This is a genomic window from Streptomyces sp. NPDC022910 (assembly GCF_055561075.1).
In genome coordinates this window covers 25,686-44,510 of the sequence record NZ_JBVHHL010000037.1, presented here as the reverse complement: position 1 = coordinate 44,510, position 18,825 = coordinate 25,686, and the positions used below count along the sequence as shown (strand labels likewise).

The following is an 18,825-nucleotide window of genomic DNA, read 5'->3' as shown; positions in this document are numbered from 1 at the left end:
CGCAGGCTTAGACCAACGGCGTCCTCCGACCCCCCTTCCCAGCACGCGGTCTACGTGCGTAGCTTCTTCACCAGGCAATCTCCTGGCATGCTCACGCCACCACAGGGGCGACGAGGCCCCGTACCCCACCACCCGGCACGGAGCATGCCCGAGCACGTCCCCCCACCGAGCTCAACCGAGTCACTCGGAGGCACGTATGCCCGTGCACAGACCCGGACCGGTCCGGCGCCCGCGCCTGTTCTCGGTCGGAATCCTGCTCGCCGCCTTGTCTCTCCTGTTCACCCTCCCGGCCCACGCCGCCGGCACACCCGCCCGTGGCACCGCGTACATGGGTATGGGCGTCCTGGCACACGACGGCCGGAACGGCACGCCCAGCAGCGGTGACGCCACGCAGACGGAAGGTGTGGACGTCTCCGGCTACCAGGGCAACGTCGCCTGGACGACCCTGTGGAACAGCGGGGTCAGATGGGCCTACACCAAGGCGACGGAGGGGACGTACTACACGAACCCCTACTTCGCCCAGCAGTACAACGGCTCGTACAACGTCGGCATGATCCGCGGCGCCTACCACTTCGCCACCCCGGACACCACAAGCGGCGCCACCCAGGCCAACTACTTCGTCGACCACGGCGGCGGCTGGTCCAGGGACGGCAAGACGCTGCCCGGTGCGCTGGACATCGAGTGGAACCCGTACGGCGCCGCCTGCTACGGCAAGTCGGCCGGCGCGATGGTCAGCTGGATCGCCGACTTCCTGAACACCTACCGGGCCCGCACCGGCCGGGACGCCGTGATCTACACGGCCACCAGCTGGTGGACGCAGTGCACCGGCAACTACGGCGGCTTCGCCTCCGCCAACCCGCTGTGGATCGCCCGCTACGCCTCCGACCCGGGCACGCTGCCGGCCGGCTGGGCGTACTACACCATGTGGCAGTACACGTCGTCCGGCCCGACGGTCGGGGACCACGACAAGTTCAACGGGGCCTTGGACCGGGTGCAGGCGCTCGCCAACGGCTGACGAACGGCAGGCATGGCGAAGACCCGGGTCTCCCTCACGAAACCCGGGCCTTCCCTCATCCGGCCGCGTCCGTCACGCCGCCACCGGAACCTCCGGCGCCGCGCCGCTCGTGGCCGGTGCCAGCGCCAGCTCCAGGACCTGGCGGACGTCCGTGACGGCGTGGACGTCCAGCTTGTCCAGCACCTCGGCCGGGACGTCGTCCAGGTCGGGCTCGTTGCGCTTCGGGATGACGACGGTCGTCACACCCGCCCGGTGCGCGGCGAGCAGCTTCTGCTTCACCCCGCCGATGGGCAGGACGCGGCCGGTCAGCGAGACCTCACCCGTCATCGCCACGTCCGTACGGACCAGACGGCCCGACAGGAGCGAGGCCAGCGCGGTCGTCATCGTGACGCCCGCGCTCGGGCCGTCCTTGGGGACCGCGCCCGCCGGGAAGTGGATGTGCACACCCCGGTCCTTCAGGTCGCCGACCGGCAGCTCCAGTTCGGCGCCGTGGGAGCGCAGGAAGCTCAGCGCGATCTGCGCCGACTCCTTCATCACGTCCCCGAGCTGACCGGTGAGGGTCAGGCCCGCCGCGCCCGTCTCCGGGTCGGCCAGCGACGCCTCCACGTAGAGGACGTCACCGCCGGCACCGGTGACCGCGAGACCGGTCGCCACGCCGGGGACGGCCGTACGCCGCTCGGCCGGGTCCTGGGCGGACTCGGGCACGTGGTGCGGACGCCCGATCAGGGCGCGCAGGTCCTCGTCCCGGACCGTGAAGGGCAGCTCCTTCGCGCCCAGTTCGTGCTGGGCCGCGACCTTGCGCAGCAGACGCGCGATCGACCGCTCCAGGTTCCGTACGCCCGCCTCCCGGGTGTACTCGCCGGCGAGCTTGCGCAGCGCGCTCTCGTCGAGCGTGACCTCGTCCTTGTTCAGACCGGCTCGCTCCAGCTGGCGCGGGAGCAGGTGGTCGCGGGCGATGACGACCTTCTCGTCCTCGGTGTAGCCGTCCAGGCGGACCAGCTCCATACGGTCGAGCAGAGCCTCCGGGATGGCTTCGAGGACGTTCGCCGTCGCGAGGAACACGACGTCGGAAAGGTCGAGTTCGACCTCCAGGTAGTGGTCACGGAAGGTGTGGTTCTGCGCCGGGTCCAGGACTTCGAGGAGGGCGGCCGCCGGGTCGCCCCGGAAGTCGGAGCCCACCTTGTCGATCTCGTCGAGCAGGACGACCGGGTTCATCGAACCGGCCTCCTTGATGGCGCGGACGATACGGCCGGGCAGGGCGCCGACGTACGTACGCCGGTGGCCGCGGATCTCGGCCTCGTCGCGCACGCCGCCGAGCGCGACCCGGACGAACTTCCGTCCCATGGCGTGCGCGACCGACTCGCCGAGGCTCGTCTTGCCCACGCCGGGCGGGCCGACGAGCGCGAGAACGGCACCCCCGCGCCGCCCGCCGACCACTCCGAGACCCCGGTCGGCGCGCCGCTTGCGCACCGCCAGGTACTCCGTGATCCGCTCCTTCACGTCCTCCAGGCCCGCGTGCTCGGCGTCGAGGACGGCCTTGGCGCCGCGGATGTCGTACGCGTCCTCGGTGCGCTCGTTCCACGGCAGTTCGAGCACGGTGTCCAGCCAGGTGCGGATCCACGACCCCTCGGGCGACTGGTCGCTCGCCCGCTCCAGCTTGTCGACCTCTTTGAGGGCAGCCTCACGGACCTTCTCGGGCAGGTCGGCGGCCTCGACGCGCGCCCGGTAGTCGTCGGACTCCTCGCCTTCCTTGGCGTCGCCGTTCAGCTCGCGCAGTTCCTTGCGAACGGCTTCCAGCTGACGGCGCAGCAGGAACTCGCGCTGCTGCTTGTCGACGCCTTCCTGGACGTCCTTGGCGATGGACTCGGCGACGTCCTGCTCGGCGAGGTGGTCGCGCAGCTGCTGGGTGGCGAGCTTCAGCCGGGCGACCGGGTCGGCCGTCTCCAGCAGCTCCACCTTCTGCTCGGTGGTCAGGAAGGGTGAGTAGCCGGAGTTGTCGGCGAGCGCGGAGACGTCGTCGATCGCCTGGACGCGGTCCACCACCTGCCAGGCGCCGCGCTTCTTCAGCCAGTTGGTGGCGAGGGCCTTGTACTCCTTGACCAGTTCGGCGACGTGTCCGGGCTGGGGGTCGGGAACGCTCTCGTCGATCCTCGTACCCTCCACCCACAACGCCGCACCCGGCCCGGTGGTGCCGGCGCCGATCTTCACACGGCCGCGGCCGCGGATCAGGGCGCCCGGATCACCGTCGGCCAGCCGGCCGACCTGCTCGACCGTGCCGAGCACGCCGGTGCTCGCGTAGGTCCCGTCGATGCGCGGTACCAGCAGAACCCGGGGCTTCCCGGGCTCCGACCTGGCGGCGGCCTGCGCGGCCTCCACCGCCGCGCGCACCTCGGAATCGCTCAGGTCCAGTGGAACCACCATTCCGGGCAGCACGACCTCGTCGTCGAGCGGCAGCACGGGCAGGGTGAGCGGTGTGGACGTCGAAGCCATGATCTCCCCTTCGGCAGTCAAGTTGAGCTATGCGGACTCAATGCCCGGCAGGATTCGATTGTTCCCCAGGGGGTGTTCGCCCTGAGCGATCACGTCGGCGGGCTCCGTGAGCGGCCGTCGGCTCCGTGGGCGTCCGCCGGCTCCATGGGCGTCCGCCGTCGGAAAGCGGTTGCCCCGTCCCGAGCCGATCCCCCTACGGTCACGCCATGACGGAAACGGAGATACTGCTCGCCGCCTATGACGACCAGATGCGCGGCGCCCCGCCCACCCCGCCGGCGGGTGTCACCTATGAGTACGACGGCCCGCTGCTGCGGATCGTCGGTCAGCCCCGAGGGCTCGTCAGCGGGCCGCGTGACCTGGGGATCCGCGGGGCGGAGCTGGACCGGTTGATCGCCCGGCAGCGCGACCGCTTCGCCGCCCGGGGCGAGGCGCTGGAGTGGAAGACGCGCGGGCACGACACCCCGGCCGACCTCGTCGACCGGCTGCGCGCCGCGGGCTTCGTGCCCGAGGACCGGGAGACGGTGGTCATCGGGCACGCCGAGGAGATGGCCGGACGACGGTCCGACCTCCCGGAGGGCGTCGGGCTGCGGCGCGTCACGGCCGAGGCGGACATGCGCCGCATCGCCGCCATGGAGTCGGCCGTCTGGGGGCAGGACTGGAGCTGGCTCGCCGACGATCTGAGCGGCCGGGTCGCCGCCGCGCCGGACGAGATCGCGGTCCATGTCGCCGAAGCGGACGGGGAGGTCGTCTCGGCGGCCTGGCTGGTCTTCCGCGAGGGGACTGAGTTCGCGAGCCTGTGGGGCGGCTCGACGCTGGCCCGGTGGCGGGGCAAGGGTGTCTACCGGGCCCTGGTCGCGGTGCGCGCCGCCCTCGCCGCGGAACGCGGCGTCCGCTATCTCCAGGTGGACGCGTCCGACGACAGCGCGCCGATCCTGCGCCGTCTGGGCTTCCGGGCGGTGACCACGACGACGCCGTACGTGTGGACGCCGCCGGAGCGCTGAACGAACCGCCCGACCGGCGGCCGGCGTTACCGGACCGGCGCCGGAACGGTCTCCGGGGCCGTGCGCCGCCACCGCCGTACCAGCGGCCACGTCCCGATGCCGATCACCAGGGACAGCAGGTGGCCCCAGTCGCTCAGGGGGTCCGTGAACTCGACCAGGTCCTGGAGCAGTATGCCGCCGAACACGATGAGCACCGTCCAGCGCAGCCACGGTCGCAGCAGGCCCGCAAGCGCGCCGACGCTCGCCGCGACACCGAAACTGATGCCGTAGTCGAGGCGGTGCAGGGAGCTGTTCGGCAGGCCGCCGACCAGGACCGAGACACCGACCGGAACCTCGGTGGCCAGGGTCGCGAGCACATGCCCGAGCAGGAAGACGACGGCCGTGCGCCGCCCGCCTATGCGCCGCTCCAGCGCTGTGAGCGCCAGCAGGAAGACGAGTGCGTACGACGACGTGATCCCGCCCGCGATCCACAGCGCGCTGGCGACCAGCACCAGCGCCGGGGTCCGCATCAGATGGGCGACGTCGGTGCTGGACTGCTGGTAGAGGGTGTGCACCAGGGACGGGGCGGCGTACGCGGCGAACAAGGACGTCACGACGAGGACGGCGGCGTAGCCGAAGGTGAAGGGCGTGCCGGTGGGGGTCGGCAGGAGCAGCCAGGGGCGCAGGACCGCCTTCCGCGCCGGGGGCGCGGGCACGGAGGCGGGAGGGGCGGCGGGCAGGGGTGCCGTGCGCTGGCGCGGCATGCCGTCCAGGAGTGGCGCGCCCGTCTCGGGGGCCGTGAACATGGCGTCAGCCGCCGAGACCGTACGTTCCAAGGCGCGGCGCTCCTTCCGTCACGCACCACCCTTGGCGCCCCGCGGGTCGCTGTCTATGACCGACGCCACCAGAGAGGCGATTCACAGCAACTTCTCAGGCGTTTTGAGCGTCCGGGGCGGACATACAAGCGGATGTTCGCTCGCTGTTCACGCATGGCGGAACGTCAGCTTCCGGGCTGCGGCGCGCCGGGACGGCAGACGACGGTTCACGGTGCAGCGGACGGAAAAGCCGAAGGCGCGCCCACGGACGCGGAAAACCCCTCGTCTCCGGCGGCCTCCGTCACCAGAATGTGGCCCATGCCTCATCCGTACGACACCTACGACGCCCCGGAAGTCCTGGACCGGCGGGAGGGCCCCCATGGCGAGGTCGTCCTGCGACGCCACGGTGAGCTGCTGCAGATCATCGCCAACGGCTGCTTTCTGATGGACACCTCCGACGGGCGCTCGGAGCGGCTGCTGGTCGACGTCGCGTACGACGCCCTGGACGGGCGCCCGGGGCCGGACGTGCTGATCGGCGGGCTCGGCGTCGGCTTCTCGCTCGCACACGCCGCCGCGGACGGACGCTGGGGAGGGATCACCGTCGTCGAAAGGGAGCAGGCCGTCATCGACTGGCACCTCGACGGCCCGCTGTCCGTGCTGTCCGCGGACGCGCTCGCCGACCGGCGCACCCGCGTCCTGGCCGCCGATCTCGTCGCTTACGTCAATGAGACATCGGACACGTACGACGCTCTGTGCCTCGACATCGACAACGGGCCCGGCTGGACCGTCACGGACGACAACGACAGCCTGTACTCGGCGGCCGGACTGGCAAGCTGCGCACGGGTGTTGAGGCCCGGCGGGGTACTCGCGGTGTGGTCGGCGCAGCCCTCTCCGGATTTTGAAGGAACCCTCAGGAATGCCGGGTTCCAGCAGGTGCGTACCGAAGAGGTCCACGTTGCCCGGGGCGTTCCCGACGTCGTGCACCTCGCTGTCAGACCTGGATAGCCGACCGGCGGTAACTCCCCGTACGCTGCTTCCCTGACGCGGATCATTCAAGCGTCAAACGCAGTCATGGGATCACCCCACGGATTCCGGAAAGCAACCCCAGGGGCGGGCGATGGAGCAGACACACACCTCGCACAACGGCACGACGGCGACCCCCGGCGCTCAACGGCGGGTTCTGGTGGTCGAGGACGACCCGACGATCGTCGACGCCATCGCCGCCCGCTTGCGCGCCGAGGGATTCCTCGTGCAAACGGCAGGCGACGGTCCGGCGGCGGTCGACACGGCCGAGGCATGGCAGCCGGACCTGCTGATCCTCGACATCATGCTGCCCGGCTTCGACGGCCTGGAGGTCTGCCGCCGCGTGCAGGCACAGCGCCCGGTGCCGGTGCTGATGCTCACCGCGCGCGACGACGAGACGGACATGCTGGTCGGGCTCGGCGTCGGCGCCGACGACTACATGACCAAGCCGTTCTCGATGCGTGAGCTGGCGGCGCGCGTCCACGTGCTGCTGCGCCGGGTGGAGCGGGCCGCGCTGGCCGCCGCGACGCCGCGCAGCGGCATCCTGCGCCTCGGCGAGCTGGAGATCGACCACGCGCAGCGCCGGGTCCGGGTGCGCAGCGAGGACGTCCACCTCACACCCACCGAGTTCGACCTGCTCGTGTGCCTGGCGAACACACCGCGCGCCGTCCTCTCCCGCGAGCAGCTGCTCGCGGAGGTGTGGGACTGGGCCGACGCCTCCGGCACCCGCACCGTGGACAGCCACATCAAGGCCCTGCGACGGAAGATCGGCGCGGAGCGCATCCGTACCGTGCACGGCGTCGGCTACGCGCTGGAGACCCCGACGCCATGAGCGGCGGGCCGCCCGCGCGCAGAAGCCCCGGAGAGCCCTGGGGCGGCGTACGCCCGTTCTCGGTCAAGACCAAGCTGGGCGCGCTGGTCGTCATCTCGGTGCTGATCACCACGGGTCTGTCGATGATCGCGGTGCACACCAAGACGGAGCTGCGCTTCATCACGGTCTTCTCGATGATCGCCACGCTGCTGATAACACAGTTCGTGGCACATTCGCTGACCGCGCCACTGGACGAGATGAACGCGGTGGCGCGCTCCCTCTCACAGGGCGACTACACCCGTCGGGTGCGTGACCACCGCCGGGACGAGCTGGGCGACCTGGCTCACACGATCAACCTGATGGCCGACGATCTGGAGGCCCAGGACCGCCAGCGCAAGGAGCTGGTGGCGAACGTCTCGCACGAGCTGCGCACGCCCATCGCAGGCCTGCGCGCGGTGCTGGAGAACATCGTGGACGGCATATCGGCCGCCGACCCCGAGACGATGCGCACGGCACTGAAGCAGACGGAGCGGCTCGGGCGTCTGGTGGAGACCCTGCTGGACCTCTCGCGCCTGGACAACGGTGTGGTCCCGCTGAAGAAGCGCCGCTTCGAGGTGTGGCCCTACCTCTCGGGTGTCCTCAAGGAGGCCCAGATGGTGTCCTCCGCCCGTGCGGGCATCGCCTCGGGCTCCGGCAGCCACACCCGTACGGACGTCCATCTGCACCTCGACGTCTCCCCGCCGGAGCTGACCGCGCACGCGGACCCGGAGCGCATCCATCAGGTCGTCGCCAACCTGATCGACAACGCGGTCAAGCACAGCCCTCCGCACGGCCGCGTCACAGTGAAGGCCCGGCGCGGCTCCGCCCCCGAGTCCCTGGAGCTGGAGGTGCTCGACGAGGGACCCGGCATCCCCAAGTCGGAGTGGCACCGGGTCTTCGAGCGCTTCAACCGCGGAGCGGTGAGCCGGCCGCACGGGCCGGGCAGCGACGGCGGCACCGGCCTGGGGCTGGCGATCGCCCGCTGGGCGGTGGACCTGCACGGTGGCCGGATCGGTGTGGCCGAATCCCCCCGCGGCTGCCGGATCCAGGTCACCCTTCCGGGAGAGTCGTCTCTGCCAAGTTGACGTAAAGTTCGAAGCCGAGCACCAAGATCCATGTGCGTCCCCGCTGACGGACACGTGTGATCAGGCAGAGGCCCGCGCGCTCCCCGGGCCGGGCCGGGGTCGTCGCACCCGCTTCAAACCGGAACCACGCTTGTTTCCCGCCATTTCCACGCCCGAAACACGCTTTCCGATGTGACTTACGCGACGATGAACCGGCCCGACCTGACCTTCACGGCCGGGGAGGCGTAGCCTTTATTCCCGCTGTCCAATCATCTTGTGAAGCGGAAGAGGGCGGTTGCCGCCGTGTCGCCACAGTCCCCCAGTAACTCGAGCTCCCCCAGCCTTCGGCCGGGAGGTGCCACCACGACCGACGACCAAGCCGGGAAGAACCCCGCGGCCGCGTTCGGTCCCAACGAGTGGCTCGTCGACGAGATCTATCAGCAGTACCTCCAGGACCCGAATTCGGTAGACCGCGCCTGGTGGGACTTCTTCGCCGACTACAAGCCGGGGGCCGCTGCCTCCTCGGCTCCGGCGGGTACCGCGGCCGCGGGGGCCGCGGAGACCACCGCGTCGGCCCAGGCCGCATCCACCGCCGCCGCGCCCACCGCCCGGGCCGCCGCCCCCGCGGCTCCCGCTGCACCGCAGGCCCCGGCCGCTCCGGCCGCCGCCCCGGCGAAGCCTGCCGCCGCGCCCGCGCCCGCCCCGGCCACGCCCGCGGCACCTGCCGCAGCGAAGCCCGCCGCGGCGCCTGCCAAGCCCAAGAAGGACGAGCCCGTGGCCCAGGCGCCCGTGGGTCCCGAGCTGGTGACCCTGCGCGGCCCCTCCGCCGCCGTCGCGAAGAACATGAACGCCTCGCTGGAGATCCCCACGGCCACGTCCGTGCGCGCGGTCCCGGTGAAGCTGCTCTTCGACAACCGCATCGTCATCAACAACCACCTCAAGCGCGCCCGGGGCGGGAAGATCTCCTTCACGCACCTGATCGGCTACGCGATGGTCCAGGCCATCAAGGCCATGCCGTCGATGAACTGGTCGTTCGCGCAGAAGGACGGCAAGCCCACCCTCGTCAAGCCGGAGCACGTCAACCTCGGCCTGGCCATCGACCTGGTCAAGCCGAACGGTGACCGCCAGCTCGTCGTCGCGGCGATCAGGAAGGCCGAGTCGCTGAACTTCTTCGAGTTCTGGCAGGCCTACGAGGACATCGTCCGCCGCGCCCGCGACGGCAAGCTGACGATGGACGACTTCACCGGCGTCACCGTCTCGCTGACCAACCCCGGCGGCCTCGGCACCGTCCACTCGGTCCCGCGTCTGATGCCCGGCCAGTCGGTGATCATGGGCGTCGGCTCGATGGACTACCCGGCGGAGTTCCAGGGCACCTCCCAGGACACCCTGAACAAGCTCGGCATCTCCAAGGTCATGACGCTCACGTCGACCTACGACCACCGGGTGATCCAGGGCGCCGCCTCCGGCGAGTTCCTGCGCGTCGTCGCCAACCTCCTCCTCGGCGAGAACGGCTTCTACGACGAGATCTTCGAGTCCCTGCGCATCCCGTACGAGCCGGTCCGCTGGCTCAAGGACATCGACGCCTCGCACGACGACGACGTCACCAAGGCCGCCCGCGTCTTCGAGCTGATCCACTCCTACCGGGTCCGCGGCCACGTCATGGCCGACACCGACCCGCTGGAGTACCGCCAGCGCAAGCACCCCGACCTGGACATCGTCGAGCACGGCCTCACCCTGTGGGACCTGGAGCGCGAGTTCGCCGTCGGCGGCTTCGCCGGCAAGTCGATGATGAAGCTGCGCGACATCCTCGGCGTGCTGCGCGACTCGTACTGCCGCACCACCGGCATCGAGTACATGCACATCCAGGACCCCAAGCAGCGCAAGTGGATCCAGGACCGCGTGGAACGCCCGCACTCCAAGCCGGAGCGCGAGGAGCAGCTGCGCATCCTGCGCCGCCTGAACGCGGCGGAGGCCTTCGAGACCTTCCTGCAGACCAAGTACGTCGGCCAGAAGCGCTTCTCCCTGGAGGGCGGCGAGTCGGTCATCCCGCTGCTCGACGCGGTGATCGACAGCGCGGCCGAGTCCCGCCTCGACGAGGTCGTCATCGGCATGGCCCACCGCGGCCGCCTGAACGTGCTGGCGAACATCGTCGGCAAGTCGTACGCGCAGATCTTCCGCGAGTTCGAGGGCAACCTCGACCCGAAGTCGATGCACGGCTCCGGCGACGTGAAGTACCACCTGGGCGCCGAGGGCACCTTCACCGGTCTCGACGGCGAGCAGATCAAGGTCTCCCTCGCCGCCAACCCGTCCCACCTGGAGACGGTCGACCCGGTCATCGAGGGCATCACCCGGGCCAAGCAGGACATCATCAACAAGGGCGGCACGGACTTCACGGTCCTGCCGGTGGCCATCCACGGCGACGCGGCCTTCGCGGGCCAGGGCGTGGTGGCCGAGACCCTGAACATGTCGCAGCTGCGCGGCTACCGCACGGGCGGCACGGTCCACATCGTCATCAACAACCAGGTCGGCTTCACCGCGGCCCCCGAGTCCTCGCGTTCCTCCATGTACGCGACGGACGTGGCCCGCATGATCGAGGCCCCGATCTTCCACGTGAACGGCGACGACCCGGAGGCCGTGGTCCGCGTCGCACGGCTGGCCTTCGAGTTCCGCCAGGCGTTCAACAAGGACGTGGTGATCGACCTCATCTGCTACCGCCGCCGCGGTCACAACGAGTCGGACAACCCGGCGTTCACGCAGCCGCTGATGTACGACCTGATCGACAAGAAGCGCTCGGTGCGCAAGCTGTACACCGAGTCGCTGATCGGCCGGGGCGACATCACGCTGGAAGAGGCCGAGCAGGCGCTGCAGGACTACCAGGGCCAGCTGGAGAAGGTCTTCACGGAGGTCCGCGAGGCCACGTCGCAGCCGGCCTCGGCCGCGTCGCAGGAGCCGCAGGACGGCTTCCCGGTCGCGGTCGGCACGGCCATCTCCTCGGAGGTCGTCAAGCGCATCGCCGAGTCCCAGGTCAACATCCCCGACCACTTCACCGTCCACCCGCGTCTGCTGCCGCAGCTGCAGCGCCGGGCGGCAATGGTCGAGGACGGCACGATCGACTGGGGCATGGGCGAGACCCTGGCCATCGGCTCGCTGCTCCTCGAGGGCACGCCGGTCCGCCTCTCCGGCCAGGACTCCCGCCGCGGCACCTTCGGCCAGCGCCACGCGGTACTGATCGACCGCGAGACGGGCGAGGACTACACCCCGCTGCAGTACCTGTCGGAGGACCAGGCGCGCTACAACGTCTACGACTCCCTGCTGTCCGAGTATGCGGTCATGGGCTTCGAGTACGGCTACTCGCTGGCCCGCCCCGACGCGCTCGTGATGTGGGAGGCGCAGTTCGGCGACTTCGTCAACGGCGCGCAGAGCGTCGTCGACGAGTACATCTCGGCGGCGGAACAGAAGTGGGGCCAGACGTCGGGCGTCACGCTCCTGCTCCCGCACGGCTACGAGGGTCAGGGCCCGGACCACTCCTCGGCCCGCCCGGAGCGGTTCCTGCAGCTGTGCGCGCAGAACAACATGACGGTCGCCATGCCGACGCTCCCGTCGAACTACTTCCACCTCCTGCGCTGGCAGGTGCACAACCCGCACCACAAGCCGCTGGTGGTCTTCACTCCGAAGTCGATGCTGCGCCTCAAGGCCGCCGCATCGAAGGCCGAGGAGTTCACGACGGGCCAGTTCCGCCCGGTCATCGGCGACGCGTCGGTGGATCCGGCCGCGGTCCGCAAGGTCGTCTTCACCGCGGGCAAGGTCTACTACGACCTCGAGGCGGAGCGCCGGAAGCGCGGCGTGACCGACACGGCGATCATCCGCCTCGAGCGCCTGTACCCGCTGCCGGGCGCGGAGCTCCAGGCGGAGATCAAGAAGTACCCGAACGCGGAGAAGTACCTGTGGGCCCAGGAGGAGCCGGCGAACCAGGGCGCATGGCCGTTCATCGCCCTGAACCTCATCGACCACCTGGACCTGGCGGTCGGCGCGGACATCCCGCCCGGCGAGCGCCTGCGCCGCATCTCCCGCCCGCACAGCTCGTCGCCGGCGGTGGGCTCGGCGAAGCGGCACCAGGCGGAGCAGGAGCAGCTGGTGCGTGAGGTGTTCGAGGCGTGAGCCTCTGACCCCCTGCAAAGGGCCCGGACGCGGGATTTTCTCCCGGGTCCGGGCCCTTTGGCGTGCCGCTGCGGGAACACCTCGGGCGCACCGGTTCGGTGCACCGCGCTCAGATGGACTGGGGCTCGAAGTCCCAGAAGGGGCGGTTACGGGAACGGGCCGAGACCGTGTGGACGTGCTGCGGCCCGAGGGTGGCGGCCAGGTCCGCCAAAGCCTCCTGTTCCAGCTTCTCGGCCTGCTGTCGGTCCCGCAGACCACGGAGGTCGGCGGCCTGGGCGATACGGGCGGAGAGGGTCAGCGGGTGCGTGCGGCCGAGTACCTCCGCAGCGCGGGCGGCGGTGACCGTGCTCAGTTCGGCCGCCGACTCCGGGTCACCGACGAGGTTGCGCAGGGCCGAGGCGTTGATGGCACAGCCCAAGGTCCAGGGGTGGTTCTCGCCCACGGCCGCGGTCATGTCCGTCAGTGCCTGCTCGACGAGCACATGGGCGTGGTCGCGCTCGCCCACGCCGCGGAGGACCAGCGCGTGGTTGGCACGGGTTCCGGCGATGAAGGGGTGCCCCTCGGCGAGCATCAACTCGTAGCGGGCGACGATGCCCTCACTGAGCTCCCGTGCCTGGTCGATGTCGCCGTGCTCGCGAGTGAAGCAACTCTGGCTGGTCGCGAAACTGAGCGTGTCCGGATCCGTTTCGCCCAGAACGCGCTCCGACCGCTCCAGCACACCGGCAAGGAGCGTCCCCGCCTTGTCACGTTCGCCGCTCCGGTAGTGGCACAGTGCAAGGTTGAGTTCGGCTCGCAGCGTGTACGGGTTGTTGGTGCCCATCACGAGGCGGTGCTCGCGCACGTTCTTCGCCTGGATCGACTCGGCCTCGCCGTACCGGCCCAGAAGACGCAGGACGGTGGCGTAGACCATCTCCGAGTAGAGCGTCCACGGGTGCCGGGCCCTCAGCAGCAGCCGCCGCGCCTCCAGAGTCCGGCGGTGGACGTCCAGGGCCTCTTCGTACCTGCCGAGCAACACCAGTGTCGCACCGAGGTTGTTCTGGGCGTTGAGCGTACGGGAGTCCTGCTCGCCGAGGAGCTCGCGATATGCCGTCAGAATCCACTGGGACAGTTCGAGCGCCTCGTCGTAGCGGCCCAGGCCTCGCAGATCGGCTGCGAGGCCGCCAGCCGCGCGGAGGTGTTCAAGGTCCTGCGGCCCACGTTCCGACCTGAGGTGCTCGACAGCGACACGTTCGATGGCCTCCGTACGACCGTAATCGCCGACCGCGCGCAGCAGGTTGGCATAGTGGTACGTCAGCTCCCAGATCCGGGGGTGGGTCTCCCCCAGCAATGACCGCCACGTCTCCAGGGCGCGTTCGCCGAGTTTGATTCCCGCCTGGTACTCGCCCGAGAAGAACATGTAGCGAAGGCAGTTGAAGACCAGGCGCTGAATGGCCGGGTCGGTGCTGTTGAGGACGTCCGCGTACTTCAGGTGCGGGACGATCTCCGCGTACACGGGCCACAGGTCCGGGTCCGTCGGCCTGCGTGGGTCCGCTGCCGCCAGTGCCTGGCGTACCACCTCGATGAACTCCTCGCGGTCCTCGTCCGGCATGTCCTTGCCGACGATCTGGTGCACCATGCGGTGCAGATACAACGACTCACCGGAGGCCGCCGCGTCGTCGGAGGTCGTGTCGTGGGACTCCAGGCGGACCACAGAGTACTGGCGCAGCTGGTTGATCGCCTTGTTCCAGAGAAGCGGGTCGTTGAGCAGCCCGGCGACCTGTTCGGGCAGCTCGTCGTGCGGCATCTCCTTGAGCAGTCGCACGGGGACGAATCCGGGCGCGAAGAACGTGCACAGGCGCAGCAGGTCCACGGACTCCGGGACCGTCTCGCGCAGCTTGTTCAGCAGTATCGACCACGCCGTCTGGAAAGCGATCGGGAAGTCCGCGGACACCTTGACCACATCCTGGTCGATGCCGCCCTCGAGGAGTGCGATGTAGTCCTCGACCGACAGGTCGGAGTCGTTGAGCCAGCCGGCCGTCTGGTCCAGCAGGAGCGGAAGGTCCTCGAGAGCCTCGGCGAGCTGGTCGGCCTCGGCGTCGGTCAGCCGCGGTGCGCGGCGGCGGATGAAGGCCACGGACTCGTAGCGTTCGTACACGGGCACTTCCAGCAGCTTGCTGTTGTGCTCGGTCCACTCCGGGTTCCGTGAAGTGATCAGAACATGTCCTGGGCCCGTCGGCACCAGGTCCCAGATCTGGTCCGGCTCGTCCGCTCCGTCCAGGACCAGCAGCCAGCGGGCGTACGGGTCGCCCCGGCGCAGCGAGTCGCGGACGGCGCGCAGGCGCTCGCCGTATTCCTGACCCGTCGACAGTCCCAGCTTCGGGGCGAGTTCCGCGAGGACGCGGCGGTAGCTGACTCTCTTCTCGGCGTTGACCCACCACACCACGTCGTACTCGGAGCCGAAGCGGTACACATACTCGGCGGCCAGCTGCGTCTTGCCGACGCCCGACATGCCGTGCAGCGCCACCACGCCCGCACCGGGCTCGGCGCTCTGGAGGAGGTGGTAGGCGTCGTTCAGCAGCGACTCCCGGCCGGTGAAGCGTGTGTTGCGGCGCGGGACCCCGCCCCAGACCTCGGGCATGGCCGCGGGGAAGCGCGGCCCGCGCCGGGCGCCGTTCGCGGACTCGGGCAGCGGATCGGTCGGCAGGTCCAGCCGGTCCAGAAGACGGCGCTCTGCCTCGTCGGCGCCCATGTTGGTGAGGTCGACGGCGGCGAGCACGGCGGTGGCCGTGGGCACGGGGCTCGTGGTGACCGAGACGGCCGCGAAACGGGAGGGGTCGGGGGCCACGATGTTGCGCAGGGCCGCGTTCCACTCCTCGTGGGTGCGCGGACCCAGCTGGAAGTACCACTCGCTGACGACGATGAGGATGCGGCCCTCGGTGAGCTTCAGGTCGCGAAGCAGGTCCTCGAGGGGGATCTCTGCCGGGGAGTCCCAGCGCAGGTACACGACACGGAGACCGCGGCGCTCGAGCCGGTCACCGATCCAGGCCGCCCAGGCGCGGTTGAACCCGGCGAAGCTGATCGTGACAGTCTGCTTCCCGGCTCCCCTCTCGGTTGATCCAACCGGCGTACGAGCTCCGGACATGCAGCGGCCTCCCTGCGCGTCATCCCAAAAAATCCTAGAACCTCGGCGCTCTACTCCGGTAGGCCGCTGGCCGCAACCGACAACTGTGGCTTCGGTTCGTAGTGTGTCGCGACGATCTTTGCGCAAGAGACCTCGCGACGTTGGGACCTTCACTCATTTGGAAAGCCGGGGAGCGTGCCGCTGAGCCCAGAGGGTGCGCGCGGCACCGACGTACGCCTGTGCACGGGCAAGGTGACCTCGGGGTGCAGGACGGGCCGCCATTCGCTCGTACATCATGACCATCTCGTCAATGAACCGCCGTCCCGGGGCGGTGACTTCCGGTGAGCCCACGAGCACTGGCAACACCGCCCCCACCTGCGCCCGGCAGCGGGCGTGCAGAGCCCACGCCGCCTCCTGGTCACCCGGGTGCGCGACGGCGAGTGCGTAGCGCTGGTAGAAGTCCGCGAGCGCCAAGTGCGAATAGGCGCCGTGCAACAAGCCGTCATATGGCCTCGGGTCCGGCCGCCAGGGGGCGAAGTACCGCTCTTCGGGGCCGGCCCGATGGAGTACGACCATGTCGCTCAAGGCCGCCAGCTTGGTGTGGTTCAGCTCGTGTACGAGCGTGGCCGCGAACATCATCGGCGTCGCCGGAATACTGCTCAGAACGGCGCCGAAGGACTCACGTCGGGTGCCGCTGCAACTGCCGCCGCCCCGGCCGTCGGGGTCAGCGCCCGCTGGGAAAGCCAGCGGGACCAGACAGCGCAGCAGGCCGACGGCTTCCGCCACCCTGCCCTCTCCCCCCGTCCCCAACGCCCCGGCGGTGCCCGCCCAGGCCTGCGCCCAACGCTTCCGCTCGCTCTCGTCCAAGGACGTCGCGCCGCTCAGCCCGTGGTGGCGCGCTCCGGACCCCACCGTGCGATACGGGTCGAGGTCGTCCAACGGCATCGGTGCGGCGCCGGGTACGAGGCCCGGCAAGGCGTACGCGGGTGTCCAGGCAGGTGCGCCCGACCAGGCACCGACTCCGGCCTCCAGTCGGACCACGACGTCCGCGGCGCCGGGCTGACGCATGGTCAGGCGACCCTCCCGACAGGCGACTTCCACCACCGCATCCCCACCCACCACGGTATGCAGCGCTCCGAGAGACGGCAGAGTGAGCACCCCGTCCCGCGCCGTCAGTCGTACGGTGAAGGAGATCCCGGCGCGGGCCGCTGCCACGACGGCCAAGCTGCTGAAGTGGGCGAGGTCTCGTGCCAGTCCCTGGGCTCGCTCCTCCGTCGGCGCTCCCGTCCCCGCGTCCAGGCCGCGCAGACAGCGCCTGGCCCATGGGCCGATCAGCGGATGCAGGAGCCGGTCGCGAGCGGGTGAACGGCGGCGATCGGCCACGCCCTGCGGGAGGCGTGCGGGGCCCGGCGCGCGAGAGCCCGCTGCGCTCCCACCCACCATCAACTCCTCGCTTCCCGGCGGCCCCGCCCGGTCCGCCGACACCATGAGTGCCCAGTCCTCCCGCATCCGCGCCCGCGCCCGGGGCGGACACACCGCGCTGTCCGCTCCGTCCACCGCGTCGAGTACCGCCCGCAGCACCAGCAGCCGCCGGGTGTCCTGGTCGCGCACCAGGAGCGCAAGCGTGTCGGGGCCGCCCTCGGTGCGGCCGAGTTCGGCAAGGGCCCGGTCGGGGACCTCCGGGAGTATCACGGGGTGCTCCCTTCCCATGGGACGGCGGGGACGGACGCCCGGGGTGCCGGTGCTGCGCCGTCGGCGAGCCGCTTCGCCACATGGCGGATGAAACGCTGCAGGTCAGCGCAGTACACGGACGGGTTGACGAAGCCGTTTCCGGCTCGGTAGCGGTGGGCGTAGTGGCCGCCGCCACAGACGGTGAGCAGGGGACACGCCCGGCATTGCGCCGCTAGCGCGCTCGCGCCCGCCTGCCGGGCCGCCACGCCGGGATGGCGCAGTGCCTCGTCGAAGCCGTGCCGGAAGACGTCCAGGCCCGTCTCCGCGGCCCCCTCGTACGCCGATTTCAGCGAGTCCACCTGCTCGATGGACCCGTCCGTCTCCACCACCACCGCGTCGAAGGGTGCGAGGCCCAGTGACTCCGTGGCGGCCGGTAGTCCCAGCAGCAGTGCGAGGCACTCCTCGAAGAGCCGCACCCGGGTCTCCCGCCGCCCCGCGCCCCACCAGCGGTCGAAGACGGTGCACAGCCAGTCGCCGTAGGGAACACCGCCGCCGTCCATGTGCGGCGGGGGGGCCGACCAGTTCCCGTGCGGCAGGAGCAGGTCCAGGGCCGGCGGGCGCAGGGCGAGCAGGGACTCGTAGGTCTCCAGCGGATCCAGCGTCGGGTCCACCACCGTGAGGATGCCGGCATACGACTGCGGGTACCGGTCGGCTACCAGGCGTGCCCCGCGCGAGGCCGCCGGCCAGGACGGGCGGCCCGAACGGTCGACGCGCCGTGCGTTGTGGGCGGCGAGACCGCCGTCGAGGCTGATGCCGATGCGGATGCCGTGCCGGGCCAGCGTGGCCACGCGCCGCTCGGTGAGGAGAGTGGCGTTGGTCTGCACCGTGGGGTGCACGGCACAGGTGGCCGGGACCCGGCCGCGCACGAGGTCGGCGAAGCGAGCGAGCGTCTCCGCGCCCGCCAGTAATGGTTCGCCCCCGTGCAGGACCAGCGACACCGCCGTCAGTTCGTGGGCGTGGGCGTGTTCGGCGATGCGGTGTGCGGCGCGGTCCAGGACCTCGGACGACGCTGCGGTGGGACGGTCGCGCCAGGTGTGGTCGGGGCCCTCGTAGAGGTAGCAGTAGCGGCAGGCCAGGTTGCAGCGACCGTGCACCTTCACGATGAACTGCCGGAAGGGCGAGGGTTCCTGGGGCAGCCCGGTGTTCGGCGACACTCCAGCACCCCCATGCCGTACGGCTCGCGCTCGGGCGGTACGACCACCGCGGCACGGCCCCCTACCCGTATGGGAGCACATGCCTGCCCGCGAGCCGACGCAAACGCCATGCGTTCGAAGTTGACCGATTGAGCAATCGATTCGACCGAAAGTGATGCGCAATGAACACATTCGACGAGCGCTTCTGACGGTTCCTCGTGCCGCGCCCCCTCAGAAGGCGTTGTTGAACCCCCACAGCATCTCGCTCGGCTGCGCCGCCCGCTCCCGCAGTTCCTCCAGCACCGCATGCAGCACCGGATTCTCGATCGTCCTCAGCTCCCCCAGATCCAGCTCCAGCAGGTCCGGCAGCGGCTCCTGCGCAACCGCCGGGCCCGCTCCCCCATCCGACGCCCCGGAAGACTCCTCGTCCCGTATGTCCATCGCCCGTCCCTCTCCCCTCGCCCCG

At 70.4% G+C, this 18,825-nt stretch carries 12 protein-coding genes; 6 read left to right on the top strand and 6 right to left on the bottom strand.

The features are described from left to right. Positions 1 to 196 precede the first annotated feature (196 nt). Positions 197 to 1,015: a lysozyme gene (locus ACZ3TS_RS28825; protein WP_467623569.1), complete on the top strand. Its 819-nt coding sequence runs from the start codon at positions 197 to 199 to the stop codon at positions 1,013 to 1,015. 72 nt (positions 1,016 to 1,087) lie between these two features. Here ACZ3TS_RS28825 and lon read toward each other — a convergent pair whose 3' ends face one another. After that, positions 1,088 to 3,505: an endopeptidase La gene (lon, locus tag ACZ3TS_RS28820; protein WP_467623566.1), complete on the bottom strand. Its 2,418-nt coding sequence runs from the start codon at positions 3,503 to 3,505 to the stop codon at positions 1,088 to 1,090. A 206-nt stretch (positions 3,506 to 3,711) separates the two neighbouring features. Here lon and ACZ3TS_RS28815 point away from each other — a divergent pair, with 206 nt between their 5' ends. Further along, a complete protein-coding gene (locus ACZ3TS_RS28815; RefSeq protein WP_467623563.1) occupies positions 3,712 to 4,506 on the top strand; it encodes a GNAT family N-acetyltransferase in 795 nt (264 codons plus the stop codon). A gap of 26 nt (positions 4,507 to 4,532) precedes the next feature. Here the strand turns inward: ACZ3TS_RS28815 and ACZ3TS_RS28810 are convergent, their stop codons facing one another. Next, positions 4,533 to 5,321: a rhomboid-like protein gene (locus tag ACZ3TS_RS28810; protein WP_467623560.1), complete on the bottom strand. Its 789-nt coding sequence runs from the start codon at positions 5,319 to 5,321 to the stop codon at positions 4,533 to 4,535. A 297-nt stretch (positions 5,322 to 5,618) separates the two neighbouring features. Between ACZ3TS_RS28810 and ACZ3TS_RS28805 the strand changes: the two genes are divergently transcribed. From ACZ3TS_RS28805 to ACZ3TS_RS28790, 4 genes are all read left to right on the top strand, one after another. After that, on the top strand, positions 5,619 to 6,305 hold the full coding sequence (locus ACZ3TS_RS28805) for a spermidine synthase family protein (protein ID WP_467623558.1): 687 nt from the start codon (positions 5,619 to 5,621) through the stop codon (positions 6,303 to 6,305). Positions 6,306 to 6,417: 112 nt separating this feature from the next. Further along, complete coding sequence (locus ACZ3TS_RS28800; RefSeq protein WP_055492513.1) at positions 6,418 to 7,155, top strand: response regulator transcription factor; 738 nt, start codon at positions 6,418 to 6,420, stop codon at positions 7,153 to 7,155. Then, positions 7,152 to 8,258 (top strand): HAMP domain-containing sensor histidine kinase, encoded by a 1,107-nt coding sequence (locus ACZ3TS_RS28795; RefSeq protein WP_467623557.1) that lies wholly within the window; start codon positions 7,152 to 7,154, stop codon positions 8,256 to 8,258. The genes ACZ3TS_RS28800 and ACZ3TS_RS28795 overlap by 4 nt, the downstream gene beginning before the upstream one ends. Positions 8,259 to 8,540: 282 nt before the next feature. Next, positions 8,541 to 12,395 (top strand): multifunctional oxoglutarate decarboxylase/oxoglutarate dehydrogenase thiamine pyrophosphate-binding subunit/dihydrolipoyllysine-residue succinyltransferase subunit, encoded by a 3,855-nt coding sequence (locus ACZ3TS_RS28790; RefSeq protein WP_467623664.1) that lies wholly within the window; start codon positions 8,541 to 8,543, stop codon positions 12,393 to 12,395. Between the two features lie 109 nt (positions 12,396 to 12,504). On the opposite strand, the gene fxsT is transcribed toward ACZ3TS_RS28790, so the two are convergent. The 4 genes from fxsT to fxsA form a co-directional block, all read right to left on the bottom strand. Next, positions 12,505 to 15,516, bottom strand: coding sequence for an FxSxx-COOH system tetratricopeptide repeat protein (gene fxsT / locus ACZ3TS_RS28785; RefSeq protein WP_467623554.1), 3,012 nt, complete (start codon positions 15,514 to 15,516; stop codon positions 12,505 to 12,507). 153 nt (positions 15,517 to 15,669) lie between these two features. Continuing rightward, positions 15,670 to 17,184 (bottom strand): aKG-HExxH-type peptide beta-hydroxylase, encoded by a 1,515-nt coding sequence (locus ACZ3TS_RS28780; RefSeq protein WP_467623661.1) that lies wholly within the window; start codon positions 17,182 to 17,184, stop codon positions 15,670 to 15,672. Next, on the bottom strand, positions 17,184 to 18,380 hold the full coding sequence (locus ACZ3TS_RS28775; RefSeq protein ID WP_467623551.1) for an FxsB family cyclophane-forming radical SAM/SPASM peptide maturase: 1,197 nt from the start codon (positions 18,378 to 18,380) through the stop codon (positions 17,184 to 17,186). Before ACZ3TS_RS28775 ends, ACZ3TS_RS28780 begins: the two co-directional genes overlap by 1 nt. A gap of 210 nt (positions 18,381 to 18,590) precedes the next feature. After that, on the bottom strand, positions 18,591 to 18,800 hold the full coding sequence (fxsA, locus tag ACZ3TS_RS28770) for an FxSxx-COOH cyclophane-containing RiPP peptide (RefSeq protein ID WP_467623548.1): 210 nt from the start codon (positions 18,798 to 18,800) through the stop codon (positions 18,591 to 18,593). Positions 18,801 to 18,825: the final 25 nt, after the last annotated feature.